General features: G+C 74.9%; 11 protein-coding genes. 6 read left to right on the forward strand and 5 right to left on the reverse strand.

Translation table 11 applies throughout. The features are described from left to right. Positions 1-88 precede the first annotated feature (88 nt). The 4 genes from AB0L40_RS11675 to AB0L40_RS11690 all read left to right on the forward strand — a co-directional run bounded on the left by AB0L40_RS11675 (position 89) and on the right by AB0L40_RS11690 (position 8,500). On the forward strand, positions 89-1,483 hold the full coding sequence (locus AB0L40_RS11675; protein WP_364353895.1) for a reverse transcriptase family protein: 1,395 nt from the start codon (positions 89-91) through the stop codon (positions 1,481-1,483). 9 nt (positions 1,484-1,492) lie between these two features. Then, complete coding sequence (locus tag AB0L40_RS11680; RefSeq protein ID WP_364353898.1) at positions 1,493-2,626, forward strand: amidohydrolase family protein; 1,134 nt, start codon at positions 1,493-1,495, stop codon at positions 2,624-2,626. 301 nt (positions 2,627-2,927) lie between these two features. Further along, positions 2,928-7,223 (forward strand): phosphodiester glycosidase family protein, encoded by a 4,296-nt coding sequence (locus AB0L40_RS11685; RefSeq protein WP_364353901.1) that lies wholly within the window; start codon positions 2,928-2,930, stop codon positions 7,221-7,223. 224 nt (positions 7,224-7,447) lie between these two features. After that, positions 7,448-8,500 (forward strand): DNA topoisomerase IB, encoded by a 1,053-nt coding sequence (locus AB0L40_RS11690; RefSeq protein ID WP_364353904.1) that lies wholly within the window; start codon positions 7,448-7,450, stop codon positions 8,498-8,500. A gap of 125 nt (positions 8,501-8,625) precedes the next feature. Here AB0L40_RS11690 and AB0L40_RS11695 read toward each other — a convergent pair whose 3' ends face one another. After that, positions 8,626-9,438, reverse strand: a complete 813-nt coding sequence (locus AB0L40_RS11695; protein WP_364353907.1) for a DUF3159 domain-containing protein — start codon at positions 9,436-9,438, stop codon at positions 8,626-8,628. A 139-nt stretch (positions 9,439-9,577) separates the two neighbouring features. Here AB0L40_RS11695 and AB0L40_RS11700 point away from each other — a divergent pair, with 139 nt between their 5' ends. After that, entirely contained in the window at positions 9,578-10,999 is a 1,422-nt protein-coding gene (locus tag AB0L40_RS11700; RefSeq protein WP_364353910.1) for an MFS transporter, read from the forward strand. Between the two features lie 103 nt (positions 11,000-11,102). Here AB0L40_RS11700 and AB0L40_RS11705 read toward each other — a convergent pair whose 3' ends face one another. Further along, positions 11,103-12,038 (reverse strand): aldo/keto reductase, encoded by a 936-nt coding sequence (locus AB0L40_RS11705; protein WP_364353912.1) that lies wholly within the window; start codon positions 12,036-12,038, stop codon positions 11,103-11,105. Positions 12,039-12,099: 61 nt separating this feature from the next. On the opposite strand from AB0L40_RS11705, the gene AB0L40_RS11710 reads away from it, so the two are divergent. Further along, positions 12,100-12,564 carry a nucleoside 2-deoxyribosyltransferase gene (locus AB0L40_RS11710; protein ID WP_364353915.1) on the forward strand — a complete coding sequence of 155 codons (465 nt, stop codon included), beginning with the start codon at positions 12,100-12,102 and terminating at the stop codon, positions 12,562-12,564. 69 nt (positions 12,565-12,633) lie between these two features. Here the strand turns inward: AB0L40_RS11710 and AB0L40_RS11715 are convergent, their stop codons facing one another. From AB0L40_RS11715 to AB0L40_RS11725, 3 genes are all read right to left on the reverse strand, one after another. Then, positions 12,634-13,764, reverse strand: coding sequence for a L,D-transpeptidase family protein (locus AB0L40_RS11715; protein ID WP_364353918.1), 1,131 nt, complete (start codon positions 13,762-13,764; stop codon positions 12,634-12,636). Positions 13,765-13,852: 88 nt separating this feature from the next. Next, entirely contained in the window at positions 13,853-14,932 is a 1,080-nt protein-coding gene (locus tag AB0L40_RS11720) for a hypothetical protein (RefSeq protein ID WP_364353921.1), read from the reverse strand. Positions 14,933-15,238: 306 nt separating this feature from the next. Further along, positions 15,239-15,673, reverse strand: a complete 435-nt coding sequence (locus AB0L40_RS11725; RefSeq protein ID WP_364353924.1) for a hypothetical protein — start codon at positions 15,671-15,673, stop codon at positions 15,239-15,241. Positions 15,674-15,955 lie beyond the last annotated feature (282 nt).

Raw genomic sequence — 15,955 nt, forward strand, 5'->3', positions numbered from 1 at the left:
GTGCGGGCGCCCACACGCAGGCCAGTGTCGCCAGCGCCCGCCGGCGGTCGCGTCGTCCGTCGGAGCACGCCCTTGGGGCGGGTGTCCGATGACCCGCCCGCCGGCACCGCCGGGCACGCCGCCGAGCGACCTCGCCCAGGCCGCCGCCGCGGCGCTCCTCGCGGGCCCGTGGACGGAGCCCGCGATGCTGCGGCGACTCGGCCAGGCGGTCCGGCCGCTCGGGCCGCAGCTCCCCGGCCGGATCGTGACGGCCGTGCTCCTCCTGCACCGCGAGCCGCCGCGCGACGCCCCGCGGGCCTTCGCGCAGCAGGTCGACGACCTGGTCCGCGGGTCAACGACGCGCGGGGCCTGGCCGCCGAACGCGCGGGTGCGGCGCCGCTACGCGCCCCCGACGGCGATGGGCGCGGCGCGGTGGCCCGTCGCCCCGCTGCCGGCGGTCGCGGATCTCGGGCGCCTGGTCGGCGAGCGCGACCCGGGCGCGCTGGACTGGCTCGCCGACGTCCGCGGCCTCGAGCGCGGGGTCCCGGACGAGCGCCTGCGCGGGTACCGCTACACGCAGCACCCGCGGGCCGGCGGTCCGCCGCGGGTGCTGGAGCGCCCGAAGGCGCGCCTGAAGGCGGCCCAGCGCGTCCTCCTGCGCGAGGTCCTCGGGTCGATCCCGCCGCACGACGCCGCCTGCGGCTTCGTCGCCGGCCGCTCCGTCGTGGACCACGCGGCCCGCCACGTCGGCCGGCCGGTGCTCGTCCGGATGGACCTCGAGGACTTCTTCGCTCAGGTCACCGCCGGGCGCGTGTTCGGGATCCTGCGGACCGCCGGATACGCCGAGCCCGTCGCGCACGCGATCGTCGGCCTGACGACCAACGTCGTCCCGTACAGCTTCTGGGCCCGGATCCCGCGGCCGTCCGAGCCGCCCGCGATCGCGCGGCACCACCGCCTCGGTCGCCGGCTCGCCGAGCCGCACCTCCCGCAGGGCGCGCCGACCTCCCCCGCGCTGGCGAACCTCGCGGCGTTCCGGCTGGACCGGCGACTCGACGGCCTCGCCCGCTCCCTCGGCCTGACGTACTCGCGCTACGCCGACGACCTGGCGCTGTCCGGAGGCCGGCACCTGGCGCGCCGCGCGTACGAGCTCGAGGCGACCGTCACCGCGATCGCCGCCGCCGAGGGCTTCCGCGTCAACGCGGCGAAGACCCGCGTGCTGGCCCGCGAGGGCCGGCAGTCGTTGTGCGGGATCGTCGTCAACGAGCGCCCGTCGGTGCCCCGGCGCGACGTCGACCGGCTGCGGGCGCTGCTGCACGAGGCCGAGCACCACGGGCCCCGGGTCGCCGACCGCCGGGGGTTGGGCGCCGCGTTCGAGGCCCACGTCCGCGGCCGCGTGGCGTGGGTCGCACAGGTCCATCCCGCGCGCGGCGCGCGGCTGCGGGCGCAGCTGGACCGGATCGACTGGAACGCCCCGCGGATCGACCTCGACGACGCCGCGAAGTAGCCTCGCGACATGCCCGCCGGCTCCGAGATCGACGTCCTCTACGCCGCGGGCGCGGCGCCGCACGGGGACCTCGACTGGTTCGACGCGCACACCCACATCGGGCAGAACGACCCGGACGGGATGACGGCGACCGCCGACGAGATCCTCGCCGGCCTCGACGCGTCCGGCCACCGCCGGGCGCTGACGTTCGCGATGCACGAGCCCGACGGCTACCGCGACGCCAACGACGTCGTCCTGCGCGCGTGCGCGGCGTCCGGCGGACGCCTGCTGCCGCTTGCCCGGATCGCGCCGGGGTCTCCTGGCGCTCTCGACGAGGCGCGCCGCTGCCTGGACGCCGGGGCGCTCGGCTTCAAGCTCCATCCCCGCAGCGACGCGTTCGCGCTGACCCACCCCGACGTCGAGGCGGTCGTCGCCCTGGTGGCCGAGCGGCGGGGGCCGGTGCTGTTCCACGCCGGGCGCGGCATCCCGCAGCTCGGGGAGGCGGCGGTCCGGCTCGCGGAGCGGTACCCGGACGCGCGGCTGATCCTCGCCCACGCGGCGGTCTCGGATCTCGGCACGCTCGCCGAGGCGGCCGCCCGGCTGCCGAACCTCCTCTTCGACACCGCCTGGTGGCACCCCGCCGACATCCTCCAGCTCTACGCGACGATCCCGCCGGGCAACGTCCTCTACGCGAGCGACATGCCCTACGGCCCCGGCCAGTTCACGGCCTTCGCGAGCCTGCGCTGCGCGGCCGCGGTGGGCCTCGGGACCGACGTCTTCCGCGAGATCGCCGGCGGGCAGCTCGCGCGCCTGCTCGCGGGCGAGGACCCGCTCGACCTCGGTCCGGCGCCGGGCGCGGCGGCGATCGGGCCGCGGACCCTCGAGCTCGAGCGGGTCGCGTCCTACGCCTGCGTGGCGGCGCAGCTGTCGTTCCACGGGCAGGACCCGTCCGAGGCGATCGCGCTCGCCCGCTCCGCGGCCCAGACGCGGGACACCGGCCCGACCGGGGAGCTGCTCGGGATGATCGACCTGCTGCTCGGCCGGGCGCTCGGGCAGGTCGACGTCGGCGCCGAGCGGCCGTCGCTCCGGGCCGTGGGCGCCGTGATGGCCGCCGCGTTCCTGGCCACGACGCCGTCCGCCGGCATCCCCGACGTCGTCCTCTGACGGTTGGCCGGCGGCCCGCATCGGCCCCGGAGACCGCCCGGCGTCTCCCTGGAGGCGACGCCGAGGGCCCACGATCGAGCCTGTCGCCCCTTGTTCACTCGTGTTCACGAAGTGGATACCGGCCGGATACACGTTGACGGCGTACCGGAGCGCAGAGTGACGTCGGCACCGCTCCGGTCTCCTCGACCGGACCGCGGTGCTCCATCCCCCGCCCGACGCGGTCCCCCGCGCGGCGGTCCCCACGATCCCAGGAGCTCCGGTGTCCGGAAGCCCTTCACGCGCCCGTCGGTGGCGCGTGCCCATGGCCGCGCTCGCGGTCCTCGTCGTCCTGCCCTCAGCGGCCCACGCCGCCGACCCCCTCGCGGTGGTCGACCACACGGAGACCCTCGGCCCGGGCATCACCCTGCGCCACCAGCAGTACCTGGAGACCACCGGCTGGGTCAACCGCCAGGTCGTCACCGCCGACCTCGCAGGCGCCGCCGTCGGCTCCGACCTGCTCACGTCCGGCAAGGTCGCCAAGGGCTCGCCCCTGACCGACCAGGTCAACGCCGCCGGCGCGGTCGCCGGGATCAACGGCGACTTCTTCGACATCGGCAACTCCGGGGCCGCGCTCGGCTTCGAGGTCGGCGGCGGGCAGCTCATCAAGTCCGGCGACCGCAACGGTGGCCGGAGCTTCGGCGTCGGCAAGGACGGGATCGCCCAACTCCTGACCCTCGCGCTGGACGGCAAGGCCACGTTCGGCGGCGAGGCCCACGCGCTGAGCGGCCTGAACAAGGTGAACGTCGGGGCCAACGCGATCGGCGCCTACGACCAGAACTGGGGCGCCTACACCCGCGCGACCCAGGTCACGGGCGGCAACGTCGCGGAGATCCTCGTCTCCGGCGGCAAGGTCGTCCAGGCGGCCGCCGCCCCCGCGGCCGGCCAGCTGCCCGACGGCACGACGGCGCTGGTCGGCGCCGGCACCGGCGCCGACGCGTTGAAGACCCTGGCGGTCGGTGACCCGGTCGAGCTCTCCTACGGCCTGAACCCCGACACCGCGAAGAACCTCCAGTTCGCGATCGGCGCGGACACCCAGCTCGTCACCGGCGGCGTCGCGCAGAACATCGGCGACACGGCGATCGCGCCCCGCACGGCGATCGGCTTCAAGGACGGGGGCCGCACGCTGATCATGCAGACGGTCGACGGCCCCGGCGGCACCGGCAACGGCGGCGTCACGCTCACCAAGGAGGCCCAGATGATGGCCGACCTCGGTGCGCAGACGGCCGTCAACCTCGACGGCGGCGGCTCGACCACGATGGTCGCCCGCGCCCTGGGCGACACGTCGGCGACGGTCCGCAACGTGCCCTCCGACGGCACGGGGCGTTCCGACCCCAACGGCGTCGGGCTCTTCGTGACGCCCGGCGACGGCCAGGTCGACGACCTCGTCCTGGACGCCGCCGTGCCGGCCGGCAAGACCGACGACGACTCCAGCCGCGAGGCGACGGTCTTCCCCGGCCTGCACCGCACCCTGACGGCGAAGGCCGTCGACGACCACGACACGCCCGTGCCGCTGGCCCGCGGCGACGTCCGCTGGTCCTCCGACGCCGGGTCCGTGGACGGCGGCGTGCTCCGCGCCCCCGACACGGCCGACACGACCGTCACCGTCCGCGGCCGCACCGACGGGGCGCAGGCCGACGAGCAGGTGCGGGTCCTCCGCGCCCTGCGCACGCTCGAGCTGTCGACGGGCCGCCTGTCATTCTCGGCCGCCGGCGCGTCCAGCGCCGTGTCGCTGTCGGTCACCGGCCGCGACGGCCAGGGCTACACCGCCCCGGTCGAGTCCCAGGACCTCGACCTCGACTACGACCACGACGTCGTGCGGATCGCGCCCGACGGCGCGGGCCTGAAGATCACGCCGCTGAAGTCCGGCGGCACCGTCCTGACCGTGAAGGTCGCGGGCCAGACGGCGAAGCTGCCGATCTCGATCGGCGTCGAGACGAAGACGCTCTACTCGTTCGACGACGGGGGCGCCGCCGCCGGCCGCTGGGCCGTCAACGGCACCGCCGGCAACGGGACGGTCTTCACGGACACGCCCGGTGGCCTGAACGTCGCCTACAACTCGTCGCGGAACTTCGGCTTCACCGCCTCGAGCGTCGCCGCGCGACAGATCCCGATCCCGGGCCAGCCGCTGACGATCCGCCTGAAGGTGACGTCGAGCCACAGCGCGTCGCTCGCGTACATGGGCCTCTTCGACGCCACGGGCAAGAGCTACGGGCTCTATGCGCAGACCGATCCCGTGACGAACCTCGCGATGAACGGGAAGGGCACCGAGCAGGACCTGAACTTCACGGTCCCCGCCGGCGTCACGTTCCCGCTGCGCTTCAACTCGTTCCAGGGCATCGAGACGAACACCGCCAACCAGGCGACGGGCAACTACACCGTCCGCTCGATCCAGGCCGACGTGCCGAGCGAGGTCGAGATCCCGCCGACCGAGCCCCTGAGGGCCGACCCGCTGTTCTCCCCCGACGGGCGCATCCCGACGGACGCGAACGACTGGTCCTTCGCGACCCTGTCGGACGTCCAGTTCACGGCCGACTCGCCGGAGCTGACGAAGGTCGGCGTCGCCGCCCTCGAGCGGATCCGCGCCACCAAGCCGGACCTGATCGTCCTCAACGGCGACATCACCGACCGCGGCCTGCCGCAGGACATGACGCTCGCCCGCCAGACCCTCGAGGAGGGCGGCTGCCGGCTGATCCCGCTGACGTCCACGATCGGCCGTGACGACACGCCCGCGCCCGACGACACCACGACCCCCTGCTACTACCTGCCGGGCAACCACGAGTCCTACGGGCTCGGGAACGTCCAGGCGACGACCGCGCCGTTCGAGGCCGAGTTCGGCCAGCCGTACGGCACGTTCGACCACAAGGGGACGCGGTTCGTGATCCTCGACTCGGCCTACGGCAACCTCCGCAGCTCGAGGTTCGACCAGCTGCCGATGCTCCAGCAGGCGCTGGCCGAGGCCCGCGGCGACGACGGCGTCAAGAACGTCATGGTCTTCGCCCACCACCCCGTCGACGACCCGGCGGAGACGAAGTCCAGCCAGCTCGGCGACCGGACCGAGGTCGCGCTGATCGAGAAGCTCCTCTCCGACTTCCGCAAGGACAGCGGCAAGGGCGTCTCGATGGTCGGCTCGCACGCGCAGATCGCCGACGTGCACCGGCTGGAGGGCGTGCCGTACACGGTGCTGCCGTCCTCGGGCAAGGATCCGTACGGCACGCCGGACCGCGGTGGCTTCACCGGCTTCCTCCGCTGGACGGTGGACCCGGACGACGACGCCGGCCAGCCGTGGCTGACCGCCGACGTCAACGCGTTCGCGCAGTCGATCACCCTCAACACGCCCGAGTCGCTCGAGGTCAGCACCTCGGCGCCGCTGTCGGGCAGCATCGTCCAGCCCTCCGGCGTCAGCACCGGCACGCGGGTCGTCCCGCTGGCCTACCCGATGTCCGTGCACTGGGGCGGTGACGCGGGACTGGCGATCGGCTCCGGCCAGGCCGCGATCGACGCCGCCCGCAAGGCCGGCAAGACCGCGATCCTCGACCCCGAGACGCGGCAGCTCACCGGCCTGCACGCCGGCGCCGTCCAGGTCTCGGTCACCAACCAGTCGATGCGCGCCTACACCGACGACGCGTCGCTGGCCCCGGTCACGACGACGAAGACGATCCAGGTGACGCCCTACAGCGGCCCGGGCCCGCGCTTCGTCGCGAGCACGCCCGTCTTCACGGCGCAGCCGGTCGGCACGATCAGCACGGGGCAGTGGGTGACGGTGCAGAACGCCGGCGACCAGCCGCTGAAGGTGGGCTCCGTGACGCTGACCGCGTTCGACGAGGCGTCCACGGGCGACTTCCTCGTGTCCTCGGACGCCTGCGAGGGCACCGAGGTCCCGGCGGGCGGCAGCTGCCGCGTCCTGGTGCGGTTCGCGCCGTCGCGGGAGAACGCCACGTCGAAGGCGACGCTGACGTTCGGCACGAACGCCGCCGACGGCGACCAGACGGTCGCCCTGCAGGCCACGAGCGTCGGGCTCCCGGCGGGCCCTCCCGGCACGCCGGGCGAGGACGGGGCGGCCGGTCCCAAGGGCGACACCGGCGCGACGGGTCCGACGGGCCAGACCGGTGCGGCGGGGCAGAGCGGCACGAACGGCCAGGACGGCGCCCACGGTGACACGGGCGCGACCGGCGGGCCCGGGGCCACCGGCGCGACCGGCGCACCGGGTGCGAAGGGCGACAAGGGATCCAAGGGCGACAAGGGTGCGAAGGGCGACAAGGGTTCGACCCCGCGCCTGACCGTCTCCTGCAAGCTCGTCCGCAACCGCCGCGCGGTCTCCTGCACGGTGCGCTCGGCCACCACGAGCACGACGAAGAAGGCCGCGGTGCGCGCGAGCGTCCGCGTCGCGGGCAGCCGCCGGACGATCACCCGGACGGGCACCGGCCGGGTGACGGTCGTCGCGTCGAGCACGCGCCGCCTGACCAGCCGGACGCGCGTGACCGTCACCTCGACGGTCTCGGGCGCCAAGGCGCAGAAGGCGACGTCGGGCGTGTCCGCCCGCACGACCGCGCTGCGGTAGCGACCGGAGGCGGTCGGTCGGCGGTCGCACGGGGCGACCGCCGCCGCGCCTCCCCACCTCGCCGACCGTCCCCGACGGGGCGGCCGGCTGCGGTGGTCCGTCTGGTCCGCCCGGCCCGGCCGAGCTCCGGACCGCGGGCCGCGCGCCGGCGCAGGCCGGATGATCCGGTCCGTCCGCCGGCGCCGCGGTTTCCGTCCCCGCCGCGCGGGCACAGGAGCCGCTGCATGACGCGCCTGCGCCGGTCCGATCTCACCAAGCCCGGGATCTCCCGCGTCGGCGCCGGGAAGGGCTTCTACTACCGCGACGCCGACGGCGAGAAGGTGACGGACGAGGCGACCGTCGAGCGGATCGAGGAGCTCGTCCTGCCGCCCGCCTGGAAGGACGTCTGGATCTCGCCGCACGCGAACGGGCACGTCCAGGCGACGGGTGTCGACGAGGCCGGCCGCACCCAGTACCGGTACCACGACGCCTGGCGCGAGCAGCGCGACGCCGAGAAGTTCGACCGCGTCCTGGAGTTCGCCGCCCGCCTGCCGAAGCTCCGCGCCACGCTGCTGGAGCACCTGCGCCTGGAGGGCCTCCCCCGCGAGCGCGCGCTGGCCTGCGCCGTCCGGCTCCTCGACCTCGGGTTCTTCCGCCTGGGGTCCGAGGACTACGCCGCGGAGAACGAGACCTACGGCGTCGCCACGCTCGAGCAACGCCACGTGAAGGTCGACGACGACCAGCTCGTCTTCGACTACGCGGCGAAGGGCGGGAAGCGTCGCGTCCAGGTCATCGCCGACCACGAGGTCGTCGACGTCGTCGAGCGGCTCAAGAGGCGGCGCGGCAGCAAGAACCGGCTGCTCGCCTACAAGGACGGCCGCTCGTGGCGCGAGCTGCACCCCTCGGACGTCAACGACTACCTCAAGGAGCACGCCGGCGAGTGCTCCGCGAAGGACTTCCGCACCTGGAACGGGACGGTGCTCGCGGCGCTCGGCGTCGCGGTCAAGGCCGACGACGACCTGACCGAGCGCGAGCACGACCGCGCGGTGAGCGACACGGTCAAGGAGGTCGCGTACTTCCTCGGCAACACGCCGGCCGTCGCCCGCGCGTCCTACGTCGACCCCCGGGTCTTCGACCGCTTCGACGACGGCTGGACGATCGCGGCCCGCGTCGCCGAGCTCGGGGGGCCGGAGGCCTTCATCGACCCGGAGGGCCGGATCGCCCTGGAGGACGCCGTGCGCGACCTGCTGCGCGACGCCGGGGGCGAGTCCCCGGCGCTCGAGCGGGTCGACGGCTGAGCCGGGATCGACCGGTCTGCGCCGGCGGACCGGGGGCGCGGCCAGGCCGCATCGTCGGCCGGCGTCGCCGACGGGACGCGCTCGTCCGGGATGGCCGGTCCGCTGAGGGAGCGCTGCCCCGCGGCTCAGGCCGCCGCGGCGGGCGGCGTGGCGGCGGGCGCGCCGGCGGTCGCCCGCTGGACCACGAGGTACGTCAGCCAGATGCCGAGCGCGAACAGCGGGATCCCCATCGCGACCTTCGCCACGCCGAGCACGGTGACGGAGTCCGCCAGGTACAGCGGCAGCTGGACGACGAGCCGCAGCGCGAAGAGGCCGACCCAGATCCACGTCACCCGGGTGTACGTCCGCGCGAGCAGGGGATCCTTCCGCCAGGCGGTGGGCTCCCCCGTGAGGCTGCCGATCAGCAGGCCCATGATCGGCCAGCGCACCACGATCGACACGAAGTAGGCCGTCGCGTAGGCGACGTTCAGGAGGATGCCGGGCAGGAAGAAGTCCGACGCGTTGCCGGTCTTGGCGACGATGAAGCCCGCCAGCGCGATCCCGAACAGGCCCGACAGCGCGAACTGCAGCGTCTGGCCCTTGGTCAGGCGCGCGATCGTCAGCGCCGCGCCGACGACGACCGCGACGATCGCCGCGATCGTGGCGTCGTGCCCGAAGATCGTGTAGACGGCGACGAACAGCGCGGCGGGCACCGACGACTCGGCGATGCCGAGCGGGCCACCCACGGCGTCGAGGAGCGACGGGGGCTCGACGGCCGCGCGTGCCGAGGCCGGGCCGGTCAGCGGGCGCGCGCCCTCCGAGGCCGGGGTCGGATCGGCCGGGGCGCCGGGCGCGCCGTCCGTCACGCCGGGACCCCCGGCCGGGTCGACCGACGCCGCCGCGGGGTCCGGTCCCGCGTCGGACGCGGCGGGGGTCGGATCGGAGGGCGTCGCGCTCACGGGCGGAGGGTACCGGCGCGCGACCCGGGCGAGCCCCGAGCGTCGCGGACCCGGGTCCGTTCCGTGCAACACTTGTATGCGGCAGCGGTCCACTTGCCCCGGGCTGTCGTCGTCTTCAGTCCCTGTCCGGAGCTCCGTCGTGTCCCAGTCCGTCGCCCCTCGTCGATCATCGCCCCGCGTCACGCTCGCGGTCCTGTCCCTCGGCGCGGTGGCCTACTCGCTGCTGCAGTCGCTGGTGGCCCCCGCGCTGCCCGACATCCAGCAGGCGACCGGCGCATCGGCGTCCGCGGTCAGCTGGATCCTCACCTCGTACCTGCTCGCCGCGTCCGTCGCGACGCCGATCCTGGGCCGCCTCGGCGACATCTACGGCAAGGAGCGCGTCCTCTTCTGGGTGCTCATCGCCCTCGGCGTGGGCACGCTGATGTCGGCCGTCGCGACGTCGCTGCCGCTGCTGATCGCCGGCCGCGTCGTGCAGGGCGCCGCCGGCGGCATCTTCCCGCTGGCCTTCGCGATCATCCGCGACGAGTTCCCCAAGCAGGGCGTCGCCGGCGCGATCGGCATGATGTCGTCGCTGCTCGGGATCGGCGGCGGCCTCGGCGTCGTCCTCGCCGGCGTGATCGTCGACAACCTGAACTACCACTGGCTGTTCTGGATCCCGCTGGTGGCGATCATCCTCTCGGCGTTCCTCACCTGGCGCTACGTCCCCGAATCGCCGATCCGGGCCCCCGGGACGATCAACTGGGCCGGCGCGGCGCTGCTCTCCGTGGGCCTGTCCGTGCTGCTGCTCGGCGTCAGCCAGGCGTCGGACTGGGGCTGGGGCTCCCCGAAGACGCTGGGCATGATCGTCGTCTCGCTCCTCGTCCTCGAGGCCTGGATCCGCAACGAGAACGGCGCGAAGGAACCCCTCGTCGACATGCGGATGATGCGGATCCGCGGCGTCTGGACGACGAACGTCGCGGCCCTGCTGGTCGGCGTCGGCCTCTACACGTCCTTCATCCTGATCCCGCAGTTCGTGCAGGAGGACGCGTCGACGGGCTACGGGTTCGGGTCGTCGGTGACGGCCGCCGGCCTGTTCCTGCTGCCGTCGACGATCGCCATGCTGTTGGTCGGCCAGTTCACCGGCGTGATCGAGCGTCGGTTCGGCGCGCGGGCGTCGCTGCTGGTCGGTTGCGCGGTGACCGCGGTCGCCTACGGACTGCTGGCGTTCGCCCACGGCTCGCACTGGGAGGTCTACCTCGCCTCCGCGCTGATCGGCGTCGGGCTCGGCCTCTCCTTCGCGGCACTGGCGAACCTCATCGTCGTGGCGGTCCGGCAGGACCAGACCGGCATCGCCACGGGGATGAACACCGTGATGCGGACGATCGGCGGCGCGCTCGGCGCGCAGCTGGCCGGGACCCTGCTGGCCGGCGGCGTGCTGGCCTCAACCGGCTCCCCGTCGGAGGGCTCGTACCAGGCCGGCTTCCTGATGTGCGCGGGCGCGCTGGCCGTGGCCGTCGTGATCTCGGTCGCCATCCCGGGCCGCGGCCGGACGCCGGTGGCGGCGCCCGTCGCGGCCGACTGAGCGAGCGCCGGCGTCCGGTGCCGGTTGCGACGGGGTCGACCACCGTCGCCGATCGGCGGCTGACCGGTCGGGTCGGCCGGCGTCGCCCGGGGCCCGCCGGCCCTCAGGCCGAGGCGGCGTCCAGCGCGGCGACCTCGTCGTCCGCGAGCGTCAGCTTCGCTCCCTGCAGCAGCGCGTCGAGCTGCGCGACGTTGCGGGCGCTGGCGATCGGCGCCGTCACCGTCGGACGCGCCGCGAGCCAGGCGATCGAGACCGCGGTGACCGGCGCGTCGTGCGCAGCGGCGACCTCGTCCAGCGCCGCGAGCACCCGGCGGCCGCGGTCGTCCAGGTAGGCCTCCGCCCCGCGGGCGCGCGGGCTGTCCCCCGCGCCCTCGCCGCGGTACTTGCCGGTCAGGAACCCCTTGGCCAGCGCGAAGTACGGCAGGACGGCCAGGCCCTCGCACTCGGCGATGGCGCGCAGCCCGCCGTCCTCGTAGCCGGCGCGCTCGACGAGGTTGTAGTGCGGCTGCAGCGCGACCCAGCGCGCATACCCCTCGCGGTCCTGGATGTCCAGGGCCTCCTGCAGCCGCGCCGGCGAGTAGTTGGACCCGGCGACGTAGCGGACCTTGCCCGACCGCACGAGCTCGTCGAACGCCGAGAGGGACTCCTGCAGCGGCGTGTGCTCGTCGTCGAAGTGCGCGTAGTAGAGGTCGATGTGGTCCGTGCCCAGGCGGCGCAGCGAGTCCTCGGCGGCCGCCAGGATGTTGTCGTGGCCCAGCCCCTTGCGCTCCGGGTGCTGCGAGACCTTCGTGGCGATGACGACGTCGTCGCGGCGGCCGCGGCGCCGCAGCCACGAGCCGATGATCGTCTCGGACTCGCCGCCCACGTTGCCGGGGACGGAGGCCATGTACGAGTCCGACGTATCGACGAAGTTGCCGCCCGCGTCGGCGTACGCGTCGAGGACGGCGTGGGACGTCGCCTCGTCGGCCGTCCAGCCGAAGACGTTGCCGCCGAGGTTCAGGGGGAAGACGTCGAGGTCCGTGGTGCCGAGCTTCGTCATGGCCCGACGCTAGCAACGGGCCCCGTGGACCCCGGCCGGGAGGGCCGCTACCGTCTCCGGGGTGCCCCGCCCCCGCTGCTACGTCGCGTCCCCGCTCGGCTTCTCCGAGACGACCCGCCCCTGGTACAACGACGTGCTGCTGCCGGCGCTGGCGGAGCTCGTCGAGCCCGTCGACCCGTGGTCGCTGACCACGGAGGACGAGGTCGCCGAGGCCCACGCCGCGGGGCGCGACCGCGAGATCGCCCTCGAGATCGGGCGCAGGAACATCGAGGCGATTCGCTCGTCGTCACTCCTGATCGCGCAGCTCGACGGGCAGGAGGCCGACAGCGGCACGGTCGCCGAGCTCGGCTACGCCGCGGGCCTCGGCCTGCGCTGCTTCGGCATCCGCAGCGACTTCCGCGAGGCCGGCGAGGCCGGTGTCCCGCTGAACCTGCAGGTCGTCTCCTTCGTCGAGGCGTCCGGCGGCGTCATCGCCCCGTCGCTGGACGCCCTGCTCGTCCACCTGCGCGCGGAGCTCGCCGACTGAGCGGCGTGCAGGCGCCGGCGGGCGTGGTCCTCGCCGGCCGACGCGGGCCGGATCCCGGTCCGGTCCGCCTCAGGTCGACACGACGACGAGGGTCCCGATGTCGAGCATCCCGTAGACCTTCTTCGCCGTGGCGATCGGCAGCTCGACGCAGCCCGCGGACTGCTGGCTGCCGTACGACGCGCGCTCGAAGCCGTGGACCGCGTCGCCGTTGTGGAAGTAGCTGACCCACGGCACGCCGGGGTCGCTGTAGTGGGACCCGTCGGGGTTCGTGCCGCTCATGTCCGACGCGGGGACGTGCTCGAAGACCGGGAACGAGCCCGACGGCGTCTCGGCGCCCGGCGCGCCGGTGTTGGCGACGGTGGTCAAGACGGTCGCCCCCGCCCGGTGGACCGTGAGGCTCTCGTTGCCGCCCTTGTGGACCGTCACCCAGGTGTAGGTGCCCTGTGCGCGCTGGTCCTGCGTCTCGGCGGCCAGCAGGGCCCGCCACGTCGCCGGGCCCATCAGGCCGTCGACCTGCAGCCCGCGGCGGTGCTGGAAGGCCATGATCGCCCCCTGGAGCGCCGGCGTCACCTGGCCCTTGGTCACCTTCGGCGCGTCGTCGTAGCGCGCGACCAGCCGGCCGGTGGGATGGAACAGCTGCTTCGCCGCCTCGCGTCGCGTGACGGTGCCCGACGAGGACAGGGCGGTGGTCCCCCCGCCGCTGACGCGGACGGGCAGGTAGCGCAGGTGCGCGAGGGCGTTCTGGGCCGCACGGGTCGACGGGCAGGCGACCTTCAGGTGCGCCGTCCGGGTCCGCCCGAGCGCCGACTGCCCGGCGCCGGTCGTCTTGGCGGGGACCTTCAGCGTGTAGCTGCCGCACGGCGTGAGCGTCGACGCGGGCGTGAAGACCTCGGTGGTCCCGTGCGTCGACCAGGTGCCGGCGACGTGGGGCGAGAGCGTCGGGCGCGGGGACCCGGGCGCGGGCGCAGCCGACAGCTGGACGTTCACGTCGGTGGTGCCGTCGCGTCCGGACCGCTGCGGCCAGCGCGTGATCGTGGTCGCGGGACCGGTCTCGGTGGTCGGTGTCGTCTTCGCCGCGTCGGTGGCCGTACCACCTGTGGCGACCGGATCGTCCCCCGAGCCGCACCCGGCGAGGACGCCCACCGCGACGACGGCGAGGGCGAGCGGGACCGCGAGACGGCGGGACGCGGACGTCGTCATCGACCGAGGGTAGCCCTGCGCGGGACCCGTCCGCGCCGCACGATCCGGCGTCCTGGCGCCGTCCCGCTCGAACGCGGCGCAGAGCCGCTCATCCGGCGCCGTGGAGCTGCACGTGGTCCGCTTCCGCCGCGCCGGCGAAGGGCCGCGTGAGCCCGTAGGCGTTGAGGGTCGCCTCGGGCACGCCCTCGAGTCCGGGCGTGTCGGACGCCTCCCCGCGGGTGTGCGGGTCGTTGGCGAAGCCGCCGACCTCGACCGAGTGCTGCGGCGTCCGGTAGCCCGACAGGCCGATCAGGTGCAGGTGCAGCTCGTTGGCCATCTTCGCCAGGCGGGTCGCCAGCTCGGGCTCGTCGTGCACGCCGTAGTTCGTCCCGGCGGCGGGGAAGAAGCCGTAGCCGCCCTGCGGGCTCGTCCCGCCCGACAGCGGCACCCCGGCGGCCTTCGCGGCGGCGCGCTGGGCCTTCACGAGCTGCTTGCGCAGCGCGTCCTCCTTGCGCCCGAGCGCGGAGAGCTTCGCGCTGTGGCGGTCGCGGGAGCGCTCGATCGACGCCTGCTGCTGGACGACCTCGAGCCGCACGTGGGCGACGGCGTCGCGGCGGGTGCGCTCGGTGGCGACGGTGGCGGCCTCGGACTCGGAGAGCTCGGCGAGGTGCTTCTCCGCCCTGTCGGCCGCGTCCTTGGCCTTCTTGACCGTGACGGTGACTTGGGCGTTGCGCTCGGCGACCTGCTTGAGCTGCCCGACGCGCGACAGCAGGTCGGAGTAGCCGCGGGCGTCGAGGACGACCTCCGCCAGGCCTGGTCGGGGGTCCTCGTACTGGGCGACGAGCTGGCTGGCGAGGACGCGGCGGTCGCGGACCGTCTCGGCGCGGAGCTTGACCAGGCTGCTGCGGGTCTGCCGGAGCTCCGTCTGGATCTCGTCGAGCCGGGCCGCGTCGCGCTGCAGGTCGGAGTCCAGCGGCGCGAGCTGCGCCTCGAGCTCCTGCACGCGGGCCGTGACCTGCTTCAGGCGGGCGCGGTCGGCGTGCAGCCCCTGTCGCGTGCCCTGCTCACGCCGCTGTTGCGCGTCGAGCTTCCCCTGGAGGGACTGGGTGGACACGGCGCCCGCGGACGGGACGAGGATGAGGCCGGCGGTCAGTGCGAGGACCGCGGCGCGAGGAGTCGGGTGCACCATCGGCCGGCGGACCGTAGTGGCCGGCACGGGTGCGCCCCGCACTCCGTCGTGCAAGGTGGCGCGTCGCCACCGAGTGGGCGCGTCGGGACCGTCTGCCGTGCCGCACCGTCTGCCCGGCGGCGAAGGGCCCCAGGTCGGACGGCGCGGACCCCGTGGGCCGCGCCGGGCCGCTCAGCCCGGGCTCAGACGGCGCCCGCGGCGAGATCGATCCCGAACGCCAGCACGATGACGCCGAGGAGGAGGGTGATTGCGAGCGACCAGTCGTCCATAGCGCGCTGCATCCTAGCCGTCCGGGGCGATGACGCGTCAGCTTGGCGCGCTGCCGCGTGCGGCAGTCCCGTCGGACCGCGCCTCGCGGCCCGCCGTCACGCGTCGCGCGATGGCCTCGGCGGTGGCGGGCTCGAGCTCGCCGAACGTCGTCCGGCGGCCGCGCCGGTCGGTGCAGACGACCTGGGCCGCCCCCCGCCAGGGCCTCGGCGGCCGGACGCGGACCGCCACCACGTCCGTGAGCAGGAGGTCGCGGACCCGATGGACGGGCGCGTCGTCCAGCAGCCAGAGGACGCGGCGGTCGGTCACCGCGAGCGTCGTCTGCGGGCTGGCCCACGTCGTGGCGGGGACAACGATGCCGACGGTCTCCCCCGGCTCCAGGGCGGTGCGCAGCTCGAGGCCGAGCGCCCGGCGGACGGCGGGCTGGAGGCCGTCGTGGCTCAGCCTGCGGACCGGCCCGGCCGACGTGGGCACGAACGGATCGTCGACCGGGGGCCGGACGCGGCCGTCGGCGCCCGGGGCCCAGGGCGGGACGGCGGGGTCGGGGCCGTCAGGATCCGCGGCCTGGTGCGGGTCGCCCCACGGGCCGTCGGCGGTGGGTCCCGCGGAGGCCGCCGACCCGGTGCCCGCAGCTCCGGCGGCCGGGTCTCTCGGCGGCCAGACGGGCGGCGCGCCCCCCCCCCGGGGGCGGGGGGGGGGGTGGGGGGCGTGGGAAATCGTGGCCTGTGGGGGGCGCCCGAGGGGGGGGTGGCGGGG

The sequence above is a fragment of the Patulibacter sp. NPDC049589 genome (assembly GCF_040675535.1).
In the GTDB taxonomy this organism is placed as follows: Bacteria; Actinomycetota; Thermoleophilia; order Solirubrobacterales; family Solirubrobacteraceae; genus Patulibacter.

Coding starts and splice junctions, on each gene's coding strand:
- AB0L40_RS11675 (WP_364353895.1), top strand. CDS start 89: ATGACCCGCCCGCCGGCACCGCCGGGCACGCCGCCGAGCGACCTCGCC.
- AB0L40_RS11680 (WP_364353898.1), top strand. CDS start 1,493: ATGCCCGCCGGCTCCGAGATCGACGTCCTCTACGCCGCGGGCGCGGCG.
- AB0L40_RS11685 (WP_364353901.1), top strand. CDS start 2,928: ATGGCCGCGCTCGCGGTCCTCGTCGTCCTGCCCTCAGCGGCCCACGCC.
- AB0L40_RS11690 (WP_364353904.1), top strand. CDS start 7,448: ATGACGCGCCTGCGCCGGTCCGATCTCACCAAGCCCGGGATCTCCCGC.
- AB0L40_RS11705 (WP_364353912.1), bottom strand. CDS start 12,038: ATGACGAAGCTCGGCACCACGGACCTCGACGTCTTCCCCCTGAACCTC.
- AB0L40_RS11715 (WP_364353918.1), bottom strand. CDS start 13,764: ATGACGACGTCCGCGTCCCGCCGTCTCGCGGTCCCGCTCGCCCTCGCC.
- AB0L40_RS11720 (WP_364353921.1), bottom strand. CDS start 14,932: ATGGTGCACCCGACTCCTCGCGCCGCGGTCCTCGCACTGACCGCCGGC.